The 19,696-nt window shown below is 33.8% G+C and carries 18 protein-coding genes, 1 tRNA gene and 1 rRNA gene; 15 read left to right on the top strand and 5 right to left on the bottom strand.

What is annotated here, in order from left to right; translation table 11 throughout:
• Positions 1-5: 5 nt before the first annotated feature.
• Positions 6-1,403 (bottom strand): phenylalanine--tRNA ligase subunit alpha, encoded by a 1,398-nt coding sequence (pheS, locus tag SSOP1_RS00490; RefSeq protein WP_009988916.1) that lies wholly within the window; start codon positions 1,401-1,403, stop codon positions 6-8.
• Positions 1,404-1,408: 5 nt separating this feature from the next.
• A complete protein-coding gene (locus tag SSOP1_RS00485) occupies positions 1,409-2,092 on the bottom strand; it encodes a metal-dependent hydrolase (protein ID WP_009988913.1) in 684 nt (227 codons plus the stop codon).
• Positions 2,093-2,145: 53 nt separating this feature from the next.
• Here SSOP1_RS00485 and map point away from each other — a divergent pair, with 53 nt between their 5' ends.
• The 10 genes from map to lysS all read left to right on the top strand — a co-directional run bounded on the left by map (position 2,146) and on the right by lysS (position 11,323).
• Positions 2,146-3,051 (top strand): type II methionyl aminopeptidase, encoded by a 906-nt coding sequence (map, locus tag SSOP1_RS00480; protein WP_009988912.1) that lies wholly within the window; start codon positions 2,146-2,148, stop codon positions 3,049-3,051.
• A gap of 43 nt (positions 3,052-3,094) precedes the next feature.
• Positions 3,095-4,225: a DUF1512 domain-containing protein gene (locus tag SSOP1_RS00475; RefSeq protein ID WP_010922884.1), complete on the top strand. Its 1,131-nt coding sequence runs from the start codon at positions 3,095-3,097 to the stop codon at positions 4,223-4,225.
• Positions 4,226-4,420, top strand: a complete 195-nt coding sequence (locus SSOP1_RS00470; protein WP_009988909.1) for a hypothetical protein — start codon at positions 4,226-4,228, stop codon at positions 4,418-4,420.
• A 33-nt stretch (positions 4,421-4,453) separates the two neighbouring features.
• Positions 4,454-4,546 (top strand): 5S ribosomal RNA (rrf, locus tag SSOP1_RS00465).
• Positions 4,547-4,610: 64 nt separating this feature from the next.
• Positions 4,611-5,810, top strand: coding sequence for an HD domain-containing protein (locus SSOP1_RS00460; RefSeq protein ID WP_009988908.1), 1,200 nt, complete (start codon positions 4,611-4,613; stop codon positions 5,808-5,810).
• Positions 5,807-6,493: a phosphoglycolate phosphatase gene (locus SSOP1_RS00455; RefSeq protein WP_009988906.1), complete on the top strand. Its 687-nt coding sequence runs from the start codon at positions 5,807-5,809 to the stop codon at positions 6,491-6,493. The genes SSOP1_RS00460 and SSOP1_RS00455 overlap by 4 nt, the downstream gene beginning before the upstream one ends.
• Positions 6,480-8,204, top strand: a complete 1,725-nt coding sequence (locus tag SSOP1_RS00450; RefSeq protein ID WP_009988904.1) for a glutamate--tRNA ligase — start codon at positions 6,480-6,482, stop codon at positions 8,202-8,204. The genes SSOP1_RS00455 and SSOP1_RS00450 overlap by 14 nt, the downstream gene beginning before the upstream one ends.
• A 222-nt stretch (positions 8,205-8,426) precedes the next feature.
• A complete protein-coding gene (rpl7ae, locus tag SSOP1_RS00445) occupies positions 8,427-8,810 on the top strand; it encodes a 50S ribosomal protein L7Ae (protein ID WP_009988903.1) in 384 nt (127 codons plus the stop codon).
• Positions 8,811-9,648: 838 nt separating this feature from the next.
• Positions 9,649-9,787: transfer RNA gene (locus tag SSOP1_RS00440), tRNA-Trp, on the top strand.
• Positions 9,788-9,844: 57 nt separating this feature from the next.
• Positions 9,845-11,323 carry a lysine--tRNA ligase gene (gene lysS, locus SSOP1_RS00435; protein WP_009988902.1) on the top strand — a complete coding sequence of 493 codons (1,479 nt, stop codon included), beginning with the start codon at positions 9,845-9,847 and terminating at the stop codon, positions 11,321-11,323.
• Here the strand turns inward: lysS and SSOP1_RS00430 are convergent.
• Entirely contained in the window at positions 11,304-12,458 is a 1,155-nt protein-coding gene (locus SSOP1_RS00430; RefSeq protein WP_009988901.1) for a site-2 protease family protein, read from the bottom strand. The genes lysS and SSOP1_RS00430 overlap by 20 nt on opposite strands.
• Here SSOP1_RS00430 and SSOP1_RS00425 point away from each other — a divergent pair.
• The 3 genes from SSOP1_RS00425 to SSOP1_RS00415 are packed head-to-tail and all read left to right on the top strand — an operon-like array spanning position 12,432 to position 14,659.
• Positions 12,432-13,088, top strand: coding sequence for a nucleotidyltransferase domain-containing protein (locus SSOP1_RS00425; protein ID WP_009988900.1), 657 nt, complete (start codon positions 12,432-12,434; stop codon positions 13,086-13,088). The two genes, SSOP1_RS00430 and SSOP1_RS00425, sit on opposite strands and share 27 nt — an antisense overlap.
• Positions 13,081-13,659, top strand: coding sequence for a DUF1122 family protein (locus tag SSOP1_RS00420; RefSeq protein WP_009988899.1), 579 nt, complete (start codon positions 13,081-13,083; stop codon positions 13,657-13,659). Before SSOP1_RS00425 ends, SSOP1_RS00420 begins: the two co-directional genes overlap by 8 nt.
• Entirely contained in the window at positions 13,607-14,659 is a 1,053-nt protein-coding gene (locus tag SSOP1_RS00415; protein WP_009988897.1) for a radical SAM protein, read from the top strand. Before SSOP1_RS00420 ends, SSOP1_RS00415 begins: the two co-directional genes overlap by 53 nt.
• Here the strand turns inward: SSOP1_RS00415 and SSOP1_RS00410 are convergent.
• Complete coding sequence (locus SSOP1_RS00410; RefSeq protein WP_009988896.1) at positions 14,630-15,664, bottom strand: mRNA surveillance protein pelota; 1,035 nt, start codon at positions 15,662-15,664, stop codon at positions 14,630-14,632. The genes SSOP1_RS00415 and SSOP1_RS00410 overlap by 30 nt on opposite strands.
• A gap of 18 nt (positions 15,665-15,682) precedes the next feature.
• On the opposite strand from SSOP1_RS00410, the gene rimI reads away from it, so the two are divergent.
• Both rimI and SSOP1_RS00400 read left to right on the top strand, forming a co-directional pair.
• Positions 15,683-16,138, top strand: a complete 456-nt coding sequence (gene rimI / locus SSOP1_RS00405; protein WP_009988894.1) for a ribosomal protein S18-alanine N-acetyltransferase — start codon at positions 15,683-15,685, stop codon at positions 16,136-16,138.
• Positions 16,139-16,189: 51 nt separating this feature from the next.
• On the top strand, positions 16,190-18,484 hold the full coding sequence (locus tag SSOP1_RS00400; RefSeq protein WP_009988892.1) for a DNA-directed DNA polymerase: 2,295 nt from the start codon (positions 16,190-16,192) through the stop codon (positions 18,482-18,484).
• Here the strand turns inward: SSOP1_RS00400 and dnaG are convergent.
• Complete coding sequence (gene dnaG, locus SSOP1_RS00395; protein WP_009988891.1) at positions 18,471-19,679, bottom strand: DNA primase DnaG; 1,209 nt, start codon at positions 19,677-19,679, stop codon at positions 18,471-18,473. The two genes, SSOP1_RS00400 and dnaG, sit on opposite strands and share 14 nt — an antisense overlap.
• Positions 19,680-19,696 lie beyond the last annotated feature (17 nt).

Genomic DNA, 19,696 nt, shown 5'->3' with positions numbered 1-19,696 from the left:
TTATATCACTCTATTTTCACTTTAGTATCTCTTATATACTCTATATTGTTAGAATATAGTAATCTAATATCACTAATATTGAGAAAGCTCATAGCAAGTCTTTCAATTCCAATTCCCCAAGCTCCAGCTGTACTATCGATTCCAACTGAACTTAGTATTTCTGGTCTCAACAGTCCAGCCCCGCACATCTCTACCCAGCCTAATTTTTCCAGATACCCGTAAGCTTCTACGCTAGGTTCCGTGAAGGGGAAGTATGCTGGTTTAAATTTAACTTCCTTAATTCCTAACCTATAGAATATTTCCTTCAGAACACCTAATAACTCCTTAAACGTGAAATTATTGTCTATAATTACACCATCTAATTGGTGAAATTCTATCAAATGAGTTGCATCTATTGCGTCTGGTCTGAAGACCTTACCTAAAGTGAAGACTTTTTGAGGAGCCTTAGGTCTTGATGCTAGGACTCTCGCAGTTGTAGCAGTAGTCTGGCTTCTCAGCATTAGCCTTAGTGTAATATCTTGTTTCCATTCATACTTCCAGAATTTCTCATGAATTTCCTTTACATTATTTAGCAAATCTTTGTCTTCTATTTTTCCTGAACCTTCTACTGAAAAGCTATCGTGAATCTCTCTGGCAGGGTGGTCTTGAGGTTGAAACAAAAGATCAAAATTATAAAATTCCATTTCAATGTACCCTGTATTAATCTCTTTAAATCCTAAGCTAATCATAATATCCTTGACTTTTTCTAAAAACTCTCTAAAATAATGTTTTTTACTAATAGTATAATATGGAGGAAAGGCTTCTACATTGTACTTCTTAAGCTTGTACTTCTTCCACTCACCACTAATTATCAATTCTCTATTCAGATTTGAAATACCTATCTCAGACTCTTTAGGTTCTTTTATTAACTCTACACTTACAATTTTCCTTTCCTTTTCTTCTATAAGACCTCTTTTTTTAAGCAAATTTATTGTATTACTATCAGCTCTTTCAAGATTTGAAAGAGCAAGATATTCAGATGACATATAAGTTTTTACTTTAGGTATCACTTTTCCTTCTTTTATATCTATTAATCCTTTTCTCTTTGCCCAACTAATTGCGATGTTAAAGTCCTTATTAAGAATGTTTTTTATCTCGTTTAGATCTTTTTCTTGTCCATTCAACGTATTTATTAAAATATCTTCTGGGAGTCCACTTTCTTTTCTTTTCCTCCCCTCTTCAGTTAATACATAATGTTTTTCAGATTTTACCTCTGTTTTTACATAACCCTTTTCCCTTAGTAACTCAATTAAACTTAAGACCGAGCTTTCTGGAATGCCCATTTTTATTGCAAGTTCCACTGAATTTGTTTTTTTAAGATCTTTCAAAAAAAATAGTATCTTAGCTTCGTTCTCACTTAACATTGATATCACAACGTTATAGTTTGGCCTGGTTGTAATACTATGGGATTATATCCTTTGTTCTTAACTAGTTTTACAAAATCATTTACGTCAACTTTTATCAGATCCCATGTATTATAGTGTATTGGTATAGCACCTTTCTTAGGCTTAATCAACTCTACGCTTATTGACGCTTGATAAGGATCCATCGTAAATCTTCCGCCTATAGGTAATAGTGCGTAGTCAGGCTTAAATACTTCTCCAATTAACTTCATATCTTCAAATAATCCAGTATCCCCTGCATGGTATACGGTAATTCCTTCAGCAGATACTATTGCACCAGTTGGGTCACTATGTGTACTTGAATGAACTGCTTTAGTTAACGCCAGCTTTATTCCATCAACTTCTACGAATCCCCCTACATTGGCTGGTATAATGCTCTCCTCTGATATTTTATAAGTCTCCGCTAAATGTGCTTCTAGATCGTAAGTTGCAAAGAGTTTTGCTTTGGGATTCATTCTTAATAACTCTACGGTATCTCCTAAGTGATCATAGTGGTCATGAGTTACAATAATGATATCTAAGTTATTTTTAAAATAGTCTAGTTTTACTGGGCTTAATGGATTGTCCTTAATCATTGGATCTATTATTACATTCTTATTACCGAATGTCAACAAGGTTGCAGCATGGCCTAACCATCTTAACTGTGCCATACAAAAGATTTCTATGAGAAAAAAATAAAGCTTATACCCCGAAAACTACATTCATGACTGAGGATGAACTCAATAAGCTTTTATTAGCAGGTAAGATTGCAGCTAAGGCTAGAGATGAAGTTTCATTAGACGTTAAAGCTAGTGCTAAGGTTTTAGATATTTGTGAAGAGGTTGAAAGTATAATAATCGAAAATAAAGCGTTTCCATCATTTCCATGTAATATATCAATTAATTCGGAAGCTGCTCATTATAGTCCAACTATAAATGATGAAAAGAGAATTCCAGAAGGTGCTGTAGTTAAGTTAGATTTAGGAGCTCATATTGATGGTTTTATTAGCGATACTGCAATTACTATTAGTTTAGACTCTAGGTATCAAAGACTATTAGATGCATCTAAAACTGCTCTTGAGGCTGCAATTACTAATTTTAAAGCTGGATTAAGTATAGGTGAGATTGGTAGGGTTATTGAAAAGGTGATACGAGCTCAGGGATATAAGCCGATAAGGAACTTAGGAGGTCATCTTATAAGACGCTATGAACTTCACGCTGGTGTGTTTATACCCAATGTTTACGAGAGAGGATTAGGCGTTATACAATCTGATTCTGTTTACGCGATAGAACCATTTGCCACTGATGGTGGCGGAGAGGTAGTAGAAGGTAAGTCTATTACAATATATTCCTTAAAAAATCCTAATATAAAAGGTCTTTCTTCAAGAGAGAATGAGCTTATAGATTTTATATATACCCGTTTTAATTATTTACCGTTTTCAGAGAGATGGCTTAAGGAATTTTCTACTAATGTTGACGAATTAAGAAATAATATAAAAAATTTAGTTAAAAAAGGTGCATTAAGAGGATATCCGATCTTAATTGAGATCAAGAAAGGCGTAGTTTCTCAGTTCGAGCACACCGTTATAGTTAAGGGTGATTCAATTATAGTGTCTACAAAGTCTCTTTGAAAAAAGTTTAATTAATTCGAATGAGTAAAGGTTAACGATAAAAATGAGTTTAATTGCTTTAGCACAAACATCTTTAAATCAAGCAAACTCTCTTTACTACATTCTAACATACGTGTTGTTCTTTGTTTTATTGTTCCTATTGTATTTGCCAGGTGTTAACACAAGGCTGACCGTATCCATGTTAGCTAGAGGCATAGAGGGACAATTAAGTATGATTGAAAAATACTTGAATGAGTCCAAAAGTAAAATGGAACAACTTTTAAAAGAAAGAGGTGTTCAAGATCCAAAGCCATTTATCGAAAGAATATCTGAAATGTTTATAATAGATCCAGTAAATGTAGAACCGACGGACATAATTAGTAGGATGAGATTATTACTTAGAAGTGGAGAAGATAAGATAAGGGATCTTATAACTCTTATGGTTCCGAATATAGATAATGTTAATAGAAGTAAATTGGAAGTATCTGCAGAAGTAGTAAATTCGCTAAACCTAATATACAAAGTAGTGAGACATTATTTGATTTTAGCTAAAAAGCTAAATAGTGCTATTCTTCTTTATCAGTTACAATTTGTTGTTCCACAACTTGTTAAGATCTCTGAAGCATACTCTAAGGCTATGAACACTTTCATACGAGGAATACCAGTGGGCGATTCGCTAGGTCCTTTGGTAGCAGCTTATCTATTTATGAAAGCTGATAAAAAATGGAATCCTAGTAGAGATACTGTAGCAGGAGAGGTTGAATTAGAAGGTAGAAAATTAATCGTCGTAAAAGCTGAGGGTCCCATGGCTACAGTAGGGAGGCCAGGTGAAGCAGTAGAGAATGTGGTTGAGGAATATAAAGGTAAAGTCACGAGAATTATAACCATAGATGCTGCGTTAAAATTAGAAGGTGAAAATACTGGGGCTATAGCTGAAGGTACTGGAGTCGCTATGGGTGATCCTGGTCCTGAAAAGATAAGCATAGAGAGAGTAGCCGTAAAATACAACATACCGATAGATGCGGTAATAGTAAAGATGAGCATGGAAGAAGCGATTACAGAAATGAGGAAAGAAATTTACCAAGCTGCGCCAAAGGCATTAGAATTAGTAAAGAAGATAATTCTGGAAAGAACTAAGCCTGGAGATATAGTAGTAGTAGTAGGTGTAGGAAATACTGCAGGGGTGGCTCAATAGATGTCTTCTAATCAACAACAAACTGTTAACGTTTACACGGTTATTAAGTGTGTCAATGGGGATTACGAAACGGAAAGACCTTTCCAAGATGGTGATTACGTACTTAAAGTAGTAGGCACTTGCCCAAAGGATGGAGGTAACCTATATATAACGGGTATCTATGCTGTAGTACCCGAGGAAAAGAAGGGTAGTTAATTTTTTATATTGATTATGAGTACTTATTTTTGCCCACCCGGTCACAGTGAGCGGGCAACACCCGGACTCATTTCGAACCCGGAAGTTAAGCCGCTCACGTTAGTGGGGCCGTGGATACCGTGAGGATCCGCAGCCCCACTAAGCTGGGATGGGTTTTATATTTCCCTAGTTTTAAATTAATCTGGTTTAAATGAAGAAAGTTTATGATGAGATCCATGCGTATATTGAACTTGACGATAGAGAGGCCAAGATAATTGATATGCCAGAATTTCAGCGCCTACGAAGAATAAAACAAACAAGTTTAGCATATCTGGTATACCCTGGGGCTACTCATACCAGGTTCAGTCACTCTTTAGGGACATTTTATCTTACTACAATTTTAGGTGAGAAATTTAGACAGCTAGGAATAATAACTGACGAAGAGTCAACTTACCTAAAATTATCTGCACTGCTCCATGATATAGGTCAATTTCCTTTTAGTCATAGCCTAGAGCCTTTATATTTAGAAAAGGGATTATCAAATAAGGATTTAAGGTATATGATAATTTCCAAATCGCCTAATTTTAGGGAATTTTTTGATAATGAATCAATTGACTATAGTAAGATTATAGAAATTTTGAACGGAAACTCAATGATGTCATCTATAGTAAATAGTGACGTAGATGTTGATAGGATGGACTATCTGGTAAGGGACTCTAGACATACTGGAGTGCAACTAGGCAATATTGATTTATATAGATTATTGGATACCATCTTCTATGGAAATAATAACGAAATTGTTGTTCAAGATAAAGGTATATATAGTTTAGAGAACTTTTTCATATCCAGGCTTCACATGTATCAAGCTGTATATTATCATAAGACCATAATAGGTTATGAACTGATGCTGAGAGAAATTTTCAGAACTATTTACGATTGCTGTGATTCGTCAATCTTAAGCGTAGAAAATATAAGAGGTCTTGTCTATGATTCCTCAATATCCTATTGGGATGATGAATGGGTTTTCATGATTCTTTACACATATCTCTATTCCTCTAACTCTCCCCTTTATTTAAAGCAGAAAATAAGAAATTTCTTGGATAGAAGAGGTCCTAAAGTGGTTTATGAAGAGATTTCCTACGATAACGAGATGAAAGGAGGAGATATTAAAATTAAGGAGATAGTAGATCGTTTAGAGAGAAATCAGATTCCGAGGAGTTCAATATATCCCATTGAGGAAAAAATAAAAATACTGAATAAGGATAAAATAAATATAATTTCAAAGAATAATGAGATGAATATAATCCGGTATAAGTCCACTTTAATTAACCATATACCAGAGACTTTAACTATAAGAAGAATTTATGTAGATCATGAATACGCTAAAAAAGCTAGAGATGTAGTTCCATGATAAAATTAGTTTTAGTGGATTTAGATGGAACGCTGACTGAAGATAGGGAATCTACTCGAATAGACTTAGATGCCATTTACGCAATAAGGCTCTTACAAAAAAGCGGGATCAAAGTAAGTTTAGTTAGCGGAAATTCCTATCCAATTCTAAGAGGACTTTACACATATCTTTATTTAGACGGTGGTTTTGTTGCAGAAAACGGATGTATAGTATTTTACAAAGAAAAGTATAGAATGTGTAGGCAAATGGAGCAGAGCCTAGTAGATGAATTCAAATCTTTATTCAAGTTAAGGGATACATGGCAAAATGAATATAGGGAATGTGATTTCGGTTTTGTTCCTGCAAAAATAACTGATGAGATGATAAATTGGGCTAAAGAAAGGAATCTTTACATTAAAAGTAGTGGATATGCGGTTCATATTGCATATAATCCAGCGGGGAAAAGAATAGGAGTAGAGAAGTTGCTTCAATTACTTGGTCTAAAGAAAGAAGACGTAGCGGCTATTGGCGATTCATCAACTGACATAGAACTATTTCAACAAGTTGGATTTAAGGTTGCGGTAGGAAATGCTGATGATGAACTGAAAGATATAGCCGATTATATAACAAGTAATAAAAGTGGAAAAGGTGTAAGGGAATTTGTGGATAAATTACTAAAAGGGGAGTTTGATGGAATTAAATGAATTACGAGAAACTATTTATAAATATGCTCTTCAAAATGCGGTAAAGCATAATGGGAAAGCCGAAACGGGTCCAGTGATGAGTAAGATTATAGCGGAGAGGCCGGAATTAAGATCAAATGCTAGAGAAATTGTAAAGATTATCAAGGAGATCATAGAACAAGTTAACTCATTAACTTTAGAGCAGCAGTTAACTGAAATTAAAGCAAAGTATCCAGAGTTATTAGAAGAGAAGAAGCATGAAGAAAAAAGAAAAGTGTTGCCACCTCTTCCTAATGTTAAAGGACAAGTAGTAACTAGATTTGCCCCTAATCCGGATGGTCCTCTTCATTTAGGTAACGCAAGGTCTGCGATTCTATCTTACGAATACGCTAAAATGTATAACGGTAAGTTCATACTGAGGTTTGATGATACAGATCCTAAGGTTAAAAGGCCAATTCTAGATGCATATGATTGGATTAAGGAGGATCTAAAATGGCTGGGAATTAAATGGGAACAAGAACTTTACGCTTCGGAAAGGCTCGAGTTATACTATAAGTACGCTCGGTATTTGATAGAAAAAGGATATGCGTATGTTGATACATGTGATAGTAGTATTTTCAGGAAGTTTAGGGATAGTAGAGGTAAAATGAAAGAGCCAGAATGTTTACATAGGAGCTCTTCACCAGAGAGTAATCTGGAGCTGTTTGAAAAAATGCTAGGAGGAAAGTTTAAAGAAGGAGAAGCTGTGGTTAGGTTAAAGACCGATCTATCGGATCCAGATCCATCTCAAATAGATTGGGTAATGCTTAGAATAATTGATACTGCTAAAAATCCTCATCCACGAGTAGGGAGCAAGTATTGGGTATGGCCTACCTATAACTTTGCTTCTATAATAGATGATCATGAACTTGGAATTACTCATGTACTGAGAGCTAAGGAGCATATGTCAAATACAGAAAAGCAGAGATACATTTCTGAGTACATGGGATGGGAATTTCCAGAGGTCTTACAGTTTGGAAGACTAAGACTTGAAGGTTTTATGATGAGTAAGTCGAAAATAAGAGGAATGTTAGAGAAGGGTACCAATAGGGATGATCCTAGATTGCCAACTTTAGCTGGACTCAGAAGAAGAGGAATCTTACCAGATACAATTAAAGACGTAATAATTGATGTCGGAGTAAAGGTAACTGATGCTACTATAAGTTTTGAGAACATTGCCGCAATTAATAGGAAAAAACTAGATCCGGTAGCTAAAAGAATAATGTTTGTAAAAGATGCAGAAGAATTTAGCGTCGAGCTACCTGAATCACTAAATGCTAAAATACCTTTAATTCCCTCTAAACAAGAAATGAATAGAACTATTATTGTCAATCCAGGAGATAAAATTTTGATAGAATCTAACGATGCAGAAGATAATAGTATACTAAGGTTAATGGAATTATGCAATGTTAAAGTTGATAAGCATAATCGTAAGCTCATATTTCACAGCAAAACGTTAGACGAGGCTAAGAAAGTCAATGCAAAGATAGTTCAATGGGTAAAATCAAATGAAAAAGTACCAGTAATGGTAGAGAAAGCGGAAAGAGATGAGATAAAAATGATAAATGGTTATGCTGAAAAAATAGCAGCAGATTTGGAGATAGACGAAATTGTACAATTTTACCGATTTGGATTTGTAAGAGTAGATAGGAAAGATGAGAATATGCTACGTGTTGTATTCTCACACGACTGATTTCTTCTTTATTTCGTTAATGAATCCCTACCAATGATTCGATATTATATCTCTCGTAGAAAAACCAAAAGGTGGGAAATTCTCACATATAAAAATAAAGGTCTTAAAGATACTTATCTTCACCTTAAGGTGCTAAGCTTTCTGTCTTATCCTATAGTAAACTTTATTTTTTGCTAATACTTCTAAAGACTTGCGTGACGAAACTAGAGGAGGATGAACGCGATGTCAAAAGCTAGTTATGTTAAGTTTGAAGTACCACAAGACCTAGCAGATAAAGTATTAGAAGCAGTAAGAAAAGCTAAGGAAAGCGGAAAGATAAAGAAGGGTACCAATGAGACAACAAAGGCTGTAGAAAGGGGTCAAGCTAAATTAGTAATTATTGCTGAAGATGTACAACCAGAGGAAATAGTTGCACACCTACCACTGTTATGCGATGAGAAAAAAATACCATATGTTTATGTTTCCTCTAAAAAAGCCTTAGGAGAAGCTTGTGGTTTACAAGTAGCCACAGCATCTGCAGCTATCTTAGAGCCTGGCGAAGCTAAGGATCTAGTTGATGAAATAATTAAGAGAGTAAACGAGATTAAAGGTAAAACTTCAAGTTAATTTAAACATAATTTAACGCCATAGAGATAAAGGTAGAAGTCTTAAGGCGAAGGTCAAGTTTTTTAAAGTTCTATTTTTCATAATTTTTCATATAAGTCTTATTACTGAGCTTAACCTTAGGTAAATTATCTTGGTAAAGCAATTATTACTATTAAAATGGGTATTAGATCTTAGATTTCGTACTATTTGGAAAAATATATACTTCAAAAAGAGATTTGTTTTATCTTTTTATGCAAGTACAAGATGATTAAGAAGGTTTATGATATATTATAAAAAGTGATCAAAGGTAAAAGCTTTGGTTTGATTAAAAAGTGAAAATATCTTCTAGCTATAATGGAGAGCACAAGGAAAATTTCAGCCTAAGAGTTTAGTATTGATCATAAAGGTTGAAGTATTATACATAAAAAATAATAATTTATGAAAAATTCTTTTATTTATTTACATCGTAAATGTTAAGGTAAATTCTCCTCAAAGGACATTACGTAAATGTCTAGATCCAGATCTTATATAATTTTAATATAATTTTTGAAGAAGTTAAACAATGGAAAAATAAACTAAATATAAATTTAAGAGAGTTTTGCAAGGGAACGGCTTTTTGCTAATTCTCTCTATTTGTGGATAGCCTACTTTGATTCAGAGTACTGGATCGAATCAAGACAAATATCAACTTAGATGTGTAAAGTATCTTAAGAGTAAACCTCAATTATGGTGTAATTGTATGACTTTCCAATCTTTTCTCCTAAATTTAGGATTTGGTAGCGTGGATTTTCAGTTTTTAAGGCGAGGAAGAGGTAGCACTAAACTTATTTTGTTTTGGTTATACTTAATATTAAGTAATGGGCCCGTAGCTTAGCCAGGTAGAGTACTGGGCTCCAGATATTAATGCTAGACATTGGGTCTTAAGACCCTTTATGGGGATGAAGTGTATCTGGAGAGGAGAGACCCAGTGGTCGCGGGTTCGAGTCCCGCCGGGCCCATACATCTAAACGAGAGAGAAGATAGGCTTTAATTTCTGCCGACCTATCTAATTGTTGATGAATTGGGACGAAAGAAGAGTAAAAATCGTTGAAGAATTAAGAAAAAATGGCATTGAGCCATATCCTCATAAATACGAAGTAACTCATCTGATTAAAGATATTAAGCTAATTGCCAAATCACAAGGTAATAAATCCCATGAGCCGTTCATGTTTAACATATCTACAGCAGGACGCGTCGCTAATATAAGAAGGCATGGAAAGGCATCCTTTGTAGATATATTTGATGAAGGTGAGAAATTGCAATTATATATGAGAGTTGACGAACTTAAAGAAAAATATGATAAATTCTTTATATATGTTGGAAGAGGGGATATAATAGGTGTAAAAGGTGATTTGTTTTATACGATGAAAGGTGAGTTAAGCCTCCTTGTAAAGGATTACCAACTACTATCGAAAGCCCTTATAGAACCTCCAGATTGGTCAAAGCTTTCCCCAGAATTTAGATATGCGCATAGATATGTGGATTTCCTCTATAACGATAATGCGAGGAAGGCTATGGAAATAAGGTATACAATTATAAGAGAAATTAGGGAGTTTCTTTATTCCAAAGGCTTTATTGAAGTTGAAACGCCAATAGTTCAACCAGTATATGGTGGGGCATTAGCGAAACCTTTTAAAACACATGTAAATTACTTAAATGAAGATTGGTACTTAAGAATAGCATTAGAATTATACCTAAAAAGGTATATAATAGGTGGATTTAACAAAGTTTTCGAGATAGGTAAGGTATTTAGAAATGAAGATATCGATGTAACTCATAATCCTGAGTTTACTCTCTTAGAGCTCTATTGGGCATACGCCGATTACAACGATATAATGAATTTAACTGAAGATCTACTTAAGAGTGTAGTCAAGAAGGTTACAAATAGTACAAAAATAGTATATGGAAAGTACGAAATAGACTTTGAAGGTCCGTTCAAGAGAATTAGTATGTATGATTCTTTATCTGAAATTTTAGGTAAGGATGTTGAAAGTATGAGTGACAATGAGCTTAAGGAGTTAATGAAAAAATACAATCTAACTCCAAGAGGAAACCAGTATGTTAGAGGGTTGATGATAGAGAAATTGTTCGATAAACTAGTCACACCCACCTTAACTAACCCAACCTTCATTACTGATTACCCAATAGAGACTACACCACTTTGTAAACCACATAGGAATAAACCGGGACTAGTCGAAAGATTTGAGATGTTCATAGCTGGTATGGAGGTTGCAAACGCATACACGGAGTTGAACGACCCTATATTGCAAGATAAATTATTTAGAGAAGAACAAGAGATGTTCAGAAGAGGAGACGAGGAGGCTCATCCTTACGATAAGGATTTTGTAAGAGCCTTAAGTTATGGAATGCCACCCACTGGAGGTTTAGGTATTGGTATAGACAGAATAGTTATGTTAGTAACAAATAATTACAGTATCAAAGAAGTTATTCCTTTCCCCATGATAAGTAGTAAGGTTATCCTAGAGGACGATTAGATAGAAATATTGCGAATATAAAGATCAAAAGGAATAGTGACTGCAAGTAATATGAAATTTTTTCGCCGTTGCTCTCGCCTAGCATTCTCTTTAATAATTCAGTTAGGAGTTTTCCACCATCAGTTATTATTAGTGGAGCGGCATTGAATACAGCTAAGCTAAAATTCACTATAAATAACCATGTGAAGAACATTAAAATTGCAGCTATATAATCTGGAATATAGTATGTGACATAAACTCCTAAGAAATGATTAGGAATGTTAACACTTACATTACTTAAACTCCCATTAGGATGTTTCAGAGTTATAGTGATAGTGCTGTAGTTGTAAAGAAGTTCATGAAGCTGAGATAATGTCGTTAAACGATAACCATTTATGGAATATATTATATCTCCGGTATGAAGTGATGCGTTGGCTGCTGGTGTATTATTAAGCACACCTTCTATTATTATCCCTTGCGAGAGTGCTGAAGGTAAATATGGAAGTTCAAAGGATAATGGAAGTGCAATTAGTGCTAAGACTAGGTTAATTACTATTCCTGCAGCGATTATTTTAAGTTTTGCATTACTTGTAGATTTATTAAAATCATCTTCATCTGGTTCTACGAATGCTCCAGGGAATATTCCAAGTAATAGAACTCCTCCATTTTTAACTTTTACATTATTTGATGTGGCGGACAATGCGTGGAAAATTTCATGTATCGCTACTGAAACTCCAATAGCTAGTAATATGTAGGGTAACTGAGAGATGCTTATCGTCACCCCTGGAATTATTGGTTTTAATGCTATTGTAGGAGTTTGATTTGGTTTGATGGTTAGCATTTCTATTATTATATATAATATTGTAACGATCCCTGCTATCATAAGTAAGAAACCTATTGGTAGAGCAATTTTTTCATAAGCTCTATAGCCTTTGGATCTGGAGAACTTAGGAAACCAATATTCCCTTGATTTTTTTCTCCATAATATGAAAAATGGGTAGACTGTTAGGTTATATTTCTCTAGTCTTCTTCTAAAAACATAGATAATCAACCAAAAAGATAGGAATAACGCTACAGCTAAGTATATTTGATCCACAAATCTAATAATGTATTTAGAAATTAAAAAGATGTGCAAATAGAGTATAGTGATCGTCATTGGCAAGTTTTAAATGAGAAGAGAAAGATAGCAATTGAAATCCTTTCACTTTTAAAACAATACGGAATGGAAGGATACGTTTATGGCTCTGTAGCTCGAGGGGATGTGAATGAAAAAAGTGACGTAGATATCATAGTATTTAATCCTAATCAAATCGTATTGGATACGCTAAACGTAAATCATAAGTATCTTATTCAAGCTACACCTAACTCCGTACCTAAGGCCTATCTATCGTTAGATGAGGAAGAGACTATAGTTATATCATTTCCATTAGGCAGATTAAGGAGAAATGAGATTGAGTTTTATTCATTTGGTGGGTTAGTAGATTTAAAAGGTCTCTCAAAAAATGAACGCGTTCCTGGCGTTAACAAAAAACTAATGTTAATTATCCCTACTGAAAATGGCCATATGGAGATTCCATTAGAAGGAAATGAGGATTATGCTTCAAAACTTCTTAAGATTTCATTAGAGACAATAATGGAAAGGAAAAGGTTATTGGCGAGGAGGATGGAACGAGGACATACTGGCGTATTTTTGAGATACGATTTGGGCGGCAACGAAAGTATTTATGATGCGTTTAATAAGATGTACAAGTCCAATAAATTTTTCAAGAGGATGGTAGATGTCTGAACTTAATGGAGTAAATCTTAGTGCATTCTATAAGTTAGAAGTAAGAAATTTGAAAAATACTCATATAAAAGAACTTGTGTCATTTGATCTTCTATTAAGCAACGGTAGACAAATAGGGAAATGTAATTACTTTAAAGGCAGGGATTACTATACTCCTTGGCTAGAGATAGACTATTATCCTATTCTAAGAAATGAAAATCTGGAGGTAATTTTTTTCAAAGTCGTATATAACTTCCTTTCTCCAGGAGGCAAACTATTTGTAACTTATATTAGGGACAATGAAACCCGTGAAAGGCTTTATATAGGGAAACATCCTGTTGAGACTCCTTTAGGTTTTTCACTGTTATCAGCAGGTTTCACTTGGTTTAAAGATTGGTATTTTCCAGAGGGTGGCAACGAGGGTTTTCCTAAGTTACAAGCAAACAAGCCCATTAATAGTGATGAGGGAATTAGGCAGTTAGAGACGATAAGAGAAGAAATTAAAAACGTGAATGTCATTAGAAAGATAGATGAGTTAATTGACCATTATAGGAAATCCAGAGATAGGACTGTATACTGGGAAATTACCTAAAGGATGTGAACTCTGTAGATTAGGAGGGAAATTAGTGCTCTTTATCACAGGCGAATGTGATGATAACTGTTATTATTGTCCAGTAAGTGATGATAGATTTGGAAAAAATAAGATATTTGCAAATGAAACTGAAGTAAATAACTCTATGGACGTTATATATGAGGCGTATAGGATGAAAGCTTTAGGTGCAGGAATAACTGGCGGTGATCCTATTCTCGAAATAGGTAGAGTAATCGAGATTATTGAGGAGTTAAAAAATGAATTTGGGTATGATTTTCATATTCATCTTTACACTACTGGACGTTATGTTAATGACGATATAATGAGGGAATTAGTCAATGCAGGGTTAGATGAGATGCGTTTTCATCCAGTAAAGGAATTGTATCTAAATGCGGTAAAGGTTGCATTAAAGTACGATATTGATATAGGTTTAGAATTACCGGCTATTCCGAACGAGAAGGATAAAATAGTTAGATTAATTAAATGGGCTGAGGAAAATAATGTTAAGTTTGTAAATTTGAACGAGCTAGAGCTGAATTCTAGGAATTATTTAAATCTAAATAGTAAAGGATTTCATGCAAAACATGGAATAACTGGTGTAGAAGGTAGTTTTGAAACTGCCTTGGATGTTCTGAAAAAATTTGAAGATAATAAAAAAATTACCGTTCATTATTGTAGTTCTATCTATAAAGATCTTGTCGAAACTAGAACTAGATTTTTTAGAATAATCAAATATAGTTCAAAACCCTATGAGGAGTATACTAATGAAGCTACAGTAGTAAGAGCAATAGTTAAGACTAAAGGCGAAATTCCTATTCTGGAAAATTTTGGTGAGTCCACTGGTTCAGATGAGTACTCTATATCGCCAAGTATTGTCGGAGATCTTCTAAATGATTACACTAATTTAATAAATGAAATTTATATAGTTGAAGAACATCCTGATTCCCGAAGATTAAGAGTAGGAGAGAAGCTAATTTATTCTAAATCTAAGAATAGCTAATATCCCAGTAAGATTTTTTAATTCAAAATAGATTGGTGATTCTTTAGGTACTAATATTACCTCCCCCCTCTTATTTTCTATATCTTCAAGCATTCTTTCGATTGTTAGCCTCTCTTGTTCATCTGAGGATAATAGGTCTTCAATCACTAAAACAGTTTCTACAGCACCCATTTCAATAGCATTCTTTACTTGCTCTAAGCCATAGGTTACTAGTTCTGGCTGCTTAGCCAAGAGTTCCATAGCTTTTTCCATTTTCTTAGCTCCAATCGCAATCTCATAATCTGTCATTATCTTGTCTATTATATCTCTCTTTAGAACCTCATGAAGTCCCGCTCTAGTAGCAGATGATACGCTATCGATGTAAATCTTCTTATTCTTTAAAATAGCATTTACCTTTTTACTTACTTCTTCTTTAAAGAATCCTGGTCCAGCTAATAGTATAGCATCAGGATCATATTGCTTTACGTACTCTGCAAGCTCCGTTGCAATCTCTAATGCATTTTGCTCTATTATTCCTTCTTCCTCATTTAATGGTCTTAATGATTTCTCTGAAAGGATCTTTATCCCTTGTTCAAACGGTATTGCAATTAGATATTCGTCAAAGTCCACTAACGCAATTATTATTCTGCTTCTCTTATTAGCTTGTCTCTTAAGCCTATCTAACACATACTTATTCCATTGCTGTTTTATAATGATAATCTCGTCTCCTATATCTAAATTAATTGTATGATGAGCCCCCTTTATTCCAAATCTTTCAGGCGCATCTTCTATTATTCCATGAATTCGTAATCTATTTGTGAACTCTTGAAACTCCGTGTAATCTACTTTAAGGATAATGGTCATAGGTATTCTTCTACTCTCTTTTCCTAATCCCACGTCTCTCGTAGTTTTTGCTACAACTTTATCATCTTTTTCCAAAATTAAATGTAAAAGCCATAAATCGTCTTCTGACTCTATATGTAATTTGACAGCTTGGCGTTTCTCATCAAATTCTAATATTCTCACAAATTAAAGTTTCATAGCATGGTAATTATAACTGATGCAACAGAGGCAGATTTAGATCAGATTTTTCAAATAGAAACGGAAAGTTTCGAAGATCCTTATCCTTATTCATTATTAAGAGCGTATTTGTTTCTTGCAAATAAACTTTATTTGGTTGCTAAACAAAGAGAGAAAGTAGTTGGATATATAATAGGTATAATTCAATATGGCTATAGAGGGCACATAGTCTCAATAGCTGTCGAACCTATATACAGAAAACAAGGCATTGGCGCCAAACTTCTAAATGAAATTGAGGAGAGATTCAAGCTAAACGGAGCTAGATATTCGTATTTAGAAGTCAATACTAATAACTTATCGGCGATTTCCTTTTATCGAGCTAACGGTTATCTTATAATGTATGTACGTAAGAATTATTATGGAAGAGATAAGCACGCATTTGTGATGGTAAAGAATTTATATTATAAATATCTGGATTAATTGTTAAAAACTTTGAATAAATTAAAAAGCTAGTCATTTAGTTAGTAATATATGATTAAGGATTTCTTTATATTAGATTTCTCTTATGAAATCAAGGGTAACACTCCACTAGTTTACATTTGGAGCGTTGATGATGAAGGAAACAGTAGTGTGGTTATAGATAATAATTTTAGACCATATTTTTATATAATATATGAGGGCAATGAGAATGAAATAATTGAGAATATAAAAAAGAATTGTGAAGCTCTCCAAATCACTAAAGTTAAAAGGAAATACTTAGGTAATATTGTAGACGCTTTACTTATACAAACATCCACGCCTACTCAAATCAAAAAGTGTAGAGAAAAAATCAGCGAACTAAATAATATAAAAGGCATTTTCGATGCGGATATAAGGTATACTATGAGATATTCACTAGATTTTGATCTTAGGCCATTTACTTGGTTTAGAGCGGAGGTAAATGAAGTAAAGTTTGATGGATTTCGCACGAAGAAAGCATACATTTTAGATAAGATTCTTTCACATTATGAGGGTAATATGCCAGAATTAAGAACTATTGGAGTCGATTTTCAGATCTACAGTAAATATGGCTCGTTAAATCCTAGAAAAGATCCGATAGTAGTTATGAGTTTATGGAGCAAGGAAGGTCCTATGCAGTTTAGTTTAGATGAAGGTATAGACGATCTCAAAATTATAAGGAGATTCGTTGACTACATATTAAATTATGATCCTGATATAATATTTGTATATGATTCAGATCTCCTTCCCTGGAAATATATTACAGAAAGAGCTAGTTCATTAGGAGTAAAAATAGATATAGGAAGGAAAATAGGTTCTGAGGTAAGTGTGGGTACTTATGGACACTACTCGATTTCTGGAAGGCTTAATGTAGATTTAACTGGTTTACTAGTAAATGAAAGGTCATTAGGACATGTAGATTTAATCGACGTAAGTAATTATTTAGGTATATCTCCTAGTCGTTACTCTTTTAAGTGGTATGAAATTTCTAGATATTGGGATAACGAGAAGAATAGAAGAATTATTAGAGAATATAGTATAGAAAACGCTAGATCAATATATTTATTAGGTAACTATCTACTATCTACCTATAGTGAACTAGTTAAGATAGTTGGTCTACCTTTAGATAAATTATCAGTAGCTAGTTGGGGAAATAGAATAGAGACTTCACTAATAAGGACTGCTACAAAATCTGGGGAATTAATTCCTATTCGAATGGATAATCCTAACCGTCCTTCAAAAATAAAAAAGAATATAATTATTCAACCAAAAGTTGGTATCTATACTGATGTTTATGTTCTTGATATATCTTCAGTTTATTCATTAGTGATAAGAAAATTTAATATAGCTCCAGATACTTTAGTCAAAGAGCAGTGCGATGATTGTTATAGTTCCCCAATTTCTAATTACAAATTTAAGAGAGAACCGTCTGGCCTTTACAAGACATTTTTAGATGAGTTAAGTAATGTTCGAGATTCTAACAAAATAAAGGTTATTGAAGAGTTAATATCGTCATTTAATGATTATGTTCATTGGGTAAATGCAAGATGGTATTCGAGAGAAATTGCCAGTGCTTTTGATGAATTTAGTAATGAAATAATTAGATTCATTATAGATCTAATTAAAAGTTCAGGTTTAGATGTGATTTTAGCTAATGACCTTTTAATATTTGTGACAGGCGGATCTAGAGATAAAGTAAATGAGTTAATAACTAAGATAAATAGCTTATATAATCTAGACGTTAAGGTAAAAATATTTTACAAATCATTATTGGTCTTAGATAATAATAGATATGCGGGGCTATCGGAGGGAGATAAGATAGATATTGCTAGAAAAGGGGAAGAGGATATGAATCTTTGTGAATTAGCTAGGAATATAAAAAGAAAGATTATAGAGGAGATATTAATTAGCAAAGACGTTAAGAAAGCGATAAAGCTAGTTAAATCTACGGTAATCAAGTTAAGGAGAGGGGAATTTGATAATGAAGAATTAATAACTTGGGCGAAGATAGAAAGAGATCTCAACGAATATAATAATCAGTTACCTTTTGTAACTGCTGCGAGAAAGGCCATTCAATCTGGCTATTTAATATCTAAAGATTCGAAAATAGGTTATGTTATTGTAAAAGGTCTTGGCCCTCTAAATGACCGCGCTGAACCTTTCTTTCTTGTAAAAGAGAAAAACAGAATAGATATTGAATATTACGTTGATCAGATATTTAGAGAAACCCTAAAGCTACTCAAGCCTTTAGGAGTAAATGAGGAAAGTTTGAAAAAAACTAATATAACTGATATACTAGACTTATTTGGAGCTTCTAAGAAGAAATAATATCGGTAAATGTCAATATATCGACGTTTTGCGGTCTTTTGTTTATTCCACCTATTCTAGCTCCTATTATCATTTTAATGTTTTTTTGAGACGCTAAATCTAATAATCTTTGAGTTATTACCCCATCAAATATTATATAAGCTACTTTATTGTCTTCGTAAGCCTCTAACTTAGGTATTATATCTCGTACTTGAACTTTCTCAATCAAATTCCAATTATTATCATAGAGAACGCCCTCTAGAGTTCCAGGGAGTTTCTTGATTTCTTCAAGGATATTTTGTGGCAAAGTTATCTGGACTACTTGTTGTGTAGTTTCAGACTGTATTGGTTTCTCTTCTTTTGCAATAACATTTTTAGCTATTGCTTGTTCTGCCTCTTGAACCTTCTTTAGATATTGAGTAAGTGGCATCATATTGGAAAGGGCTTTTGCAATTTCTTTCCCTGTTAGTTCTTCTACCTCTCTGCCAATCGGTGCTCTTGCTACGAAATCTATCTTTACATTATTACTTAATAATTCTTTGAGTATCAGATCTCCACCGTGGTCTCCGTCTAAAAACGCTATTACTGTCTTCTTCATCTTAGATAAGTTAATTAGTGTTTCCGGTATCCTTGACGTGGCTCCTTCTACTGCTATTACGTTTTTGTAGCCATATCTGAGTAGATTTATTACATCAGCTCTTCCTTCTACTATTATTAAATTAGGATCCTTGTCCACGTCTGGGCCTGCGGGTAATCTTTCTGGTCCATATTCTGTTATTTCCCCTACCTTTACTGCGCTACTTATCTCATTTATTACTTCCTTTATGTCCAGTGATTTCTCTTTACTCCAGCTTGACAAAATTCCCTTTGCTCTTTCTATGATTTTTTTAAGTTTCTCAGCTCTAATGTCTTCTATTTCTATAAGCTCAAATTTTGAATTGTATGGTCCTACCTTATCTACACTTTCAACCATTGCAGCAATTAATGCGGTCTCAATTCTGTCTAAGTTCGATGGTATAATTATTTCTCCTTCGCTTTTCCCTCCTTTAGTTTTTACCTCTACAATAATCCTTCCCAATCTTCCCTTATCTTGCAACTCTCTTAGGTCGAATTCATCTCCAAATAAGTTTTCAGTCTGGCCAAATATTGCACCTATTACATCAGTTTTTTCGACTATACCCTCTACTTCAAATCTTAACCTTATATCATATTTCATTTGGAAGCTCACCTTTA

This window comes from Saccharolobus solfataricus (assembly GCF_900079115.1).
GTDB classification, from domain to species: Archaea; Thermoproteota; Thermoprotei_A; order Sulfolobales; family Sulfolobaceae; genus Saccharolobus; species Saccharolobus solfataricus.
This window is presented reverse-complemented; position numbering and strand designations above follow the sequence as displayed.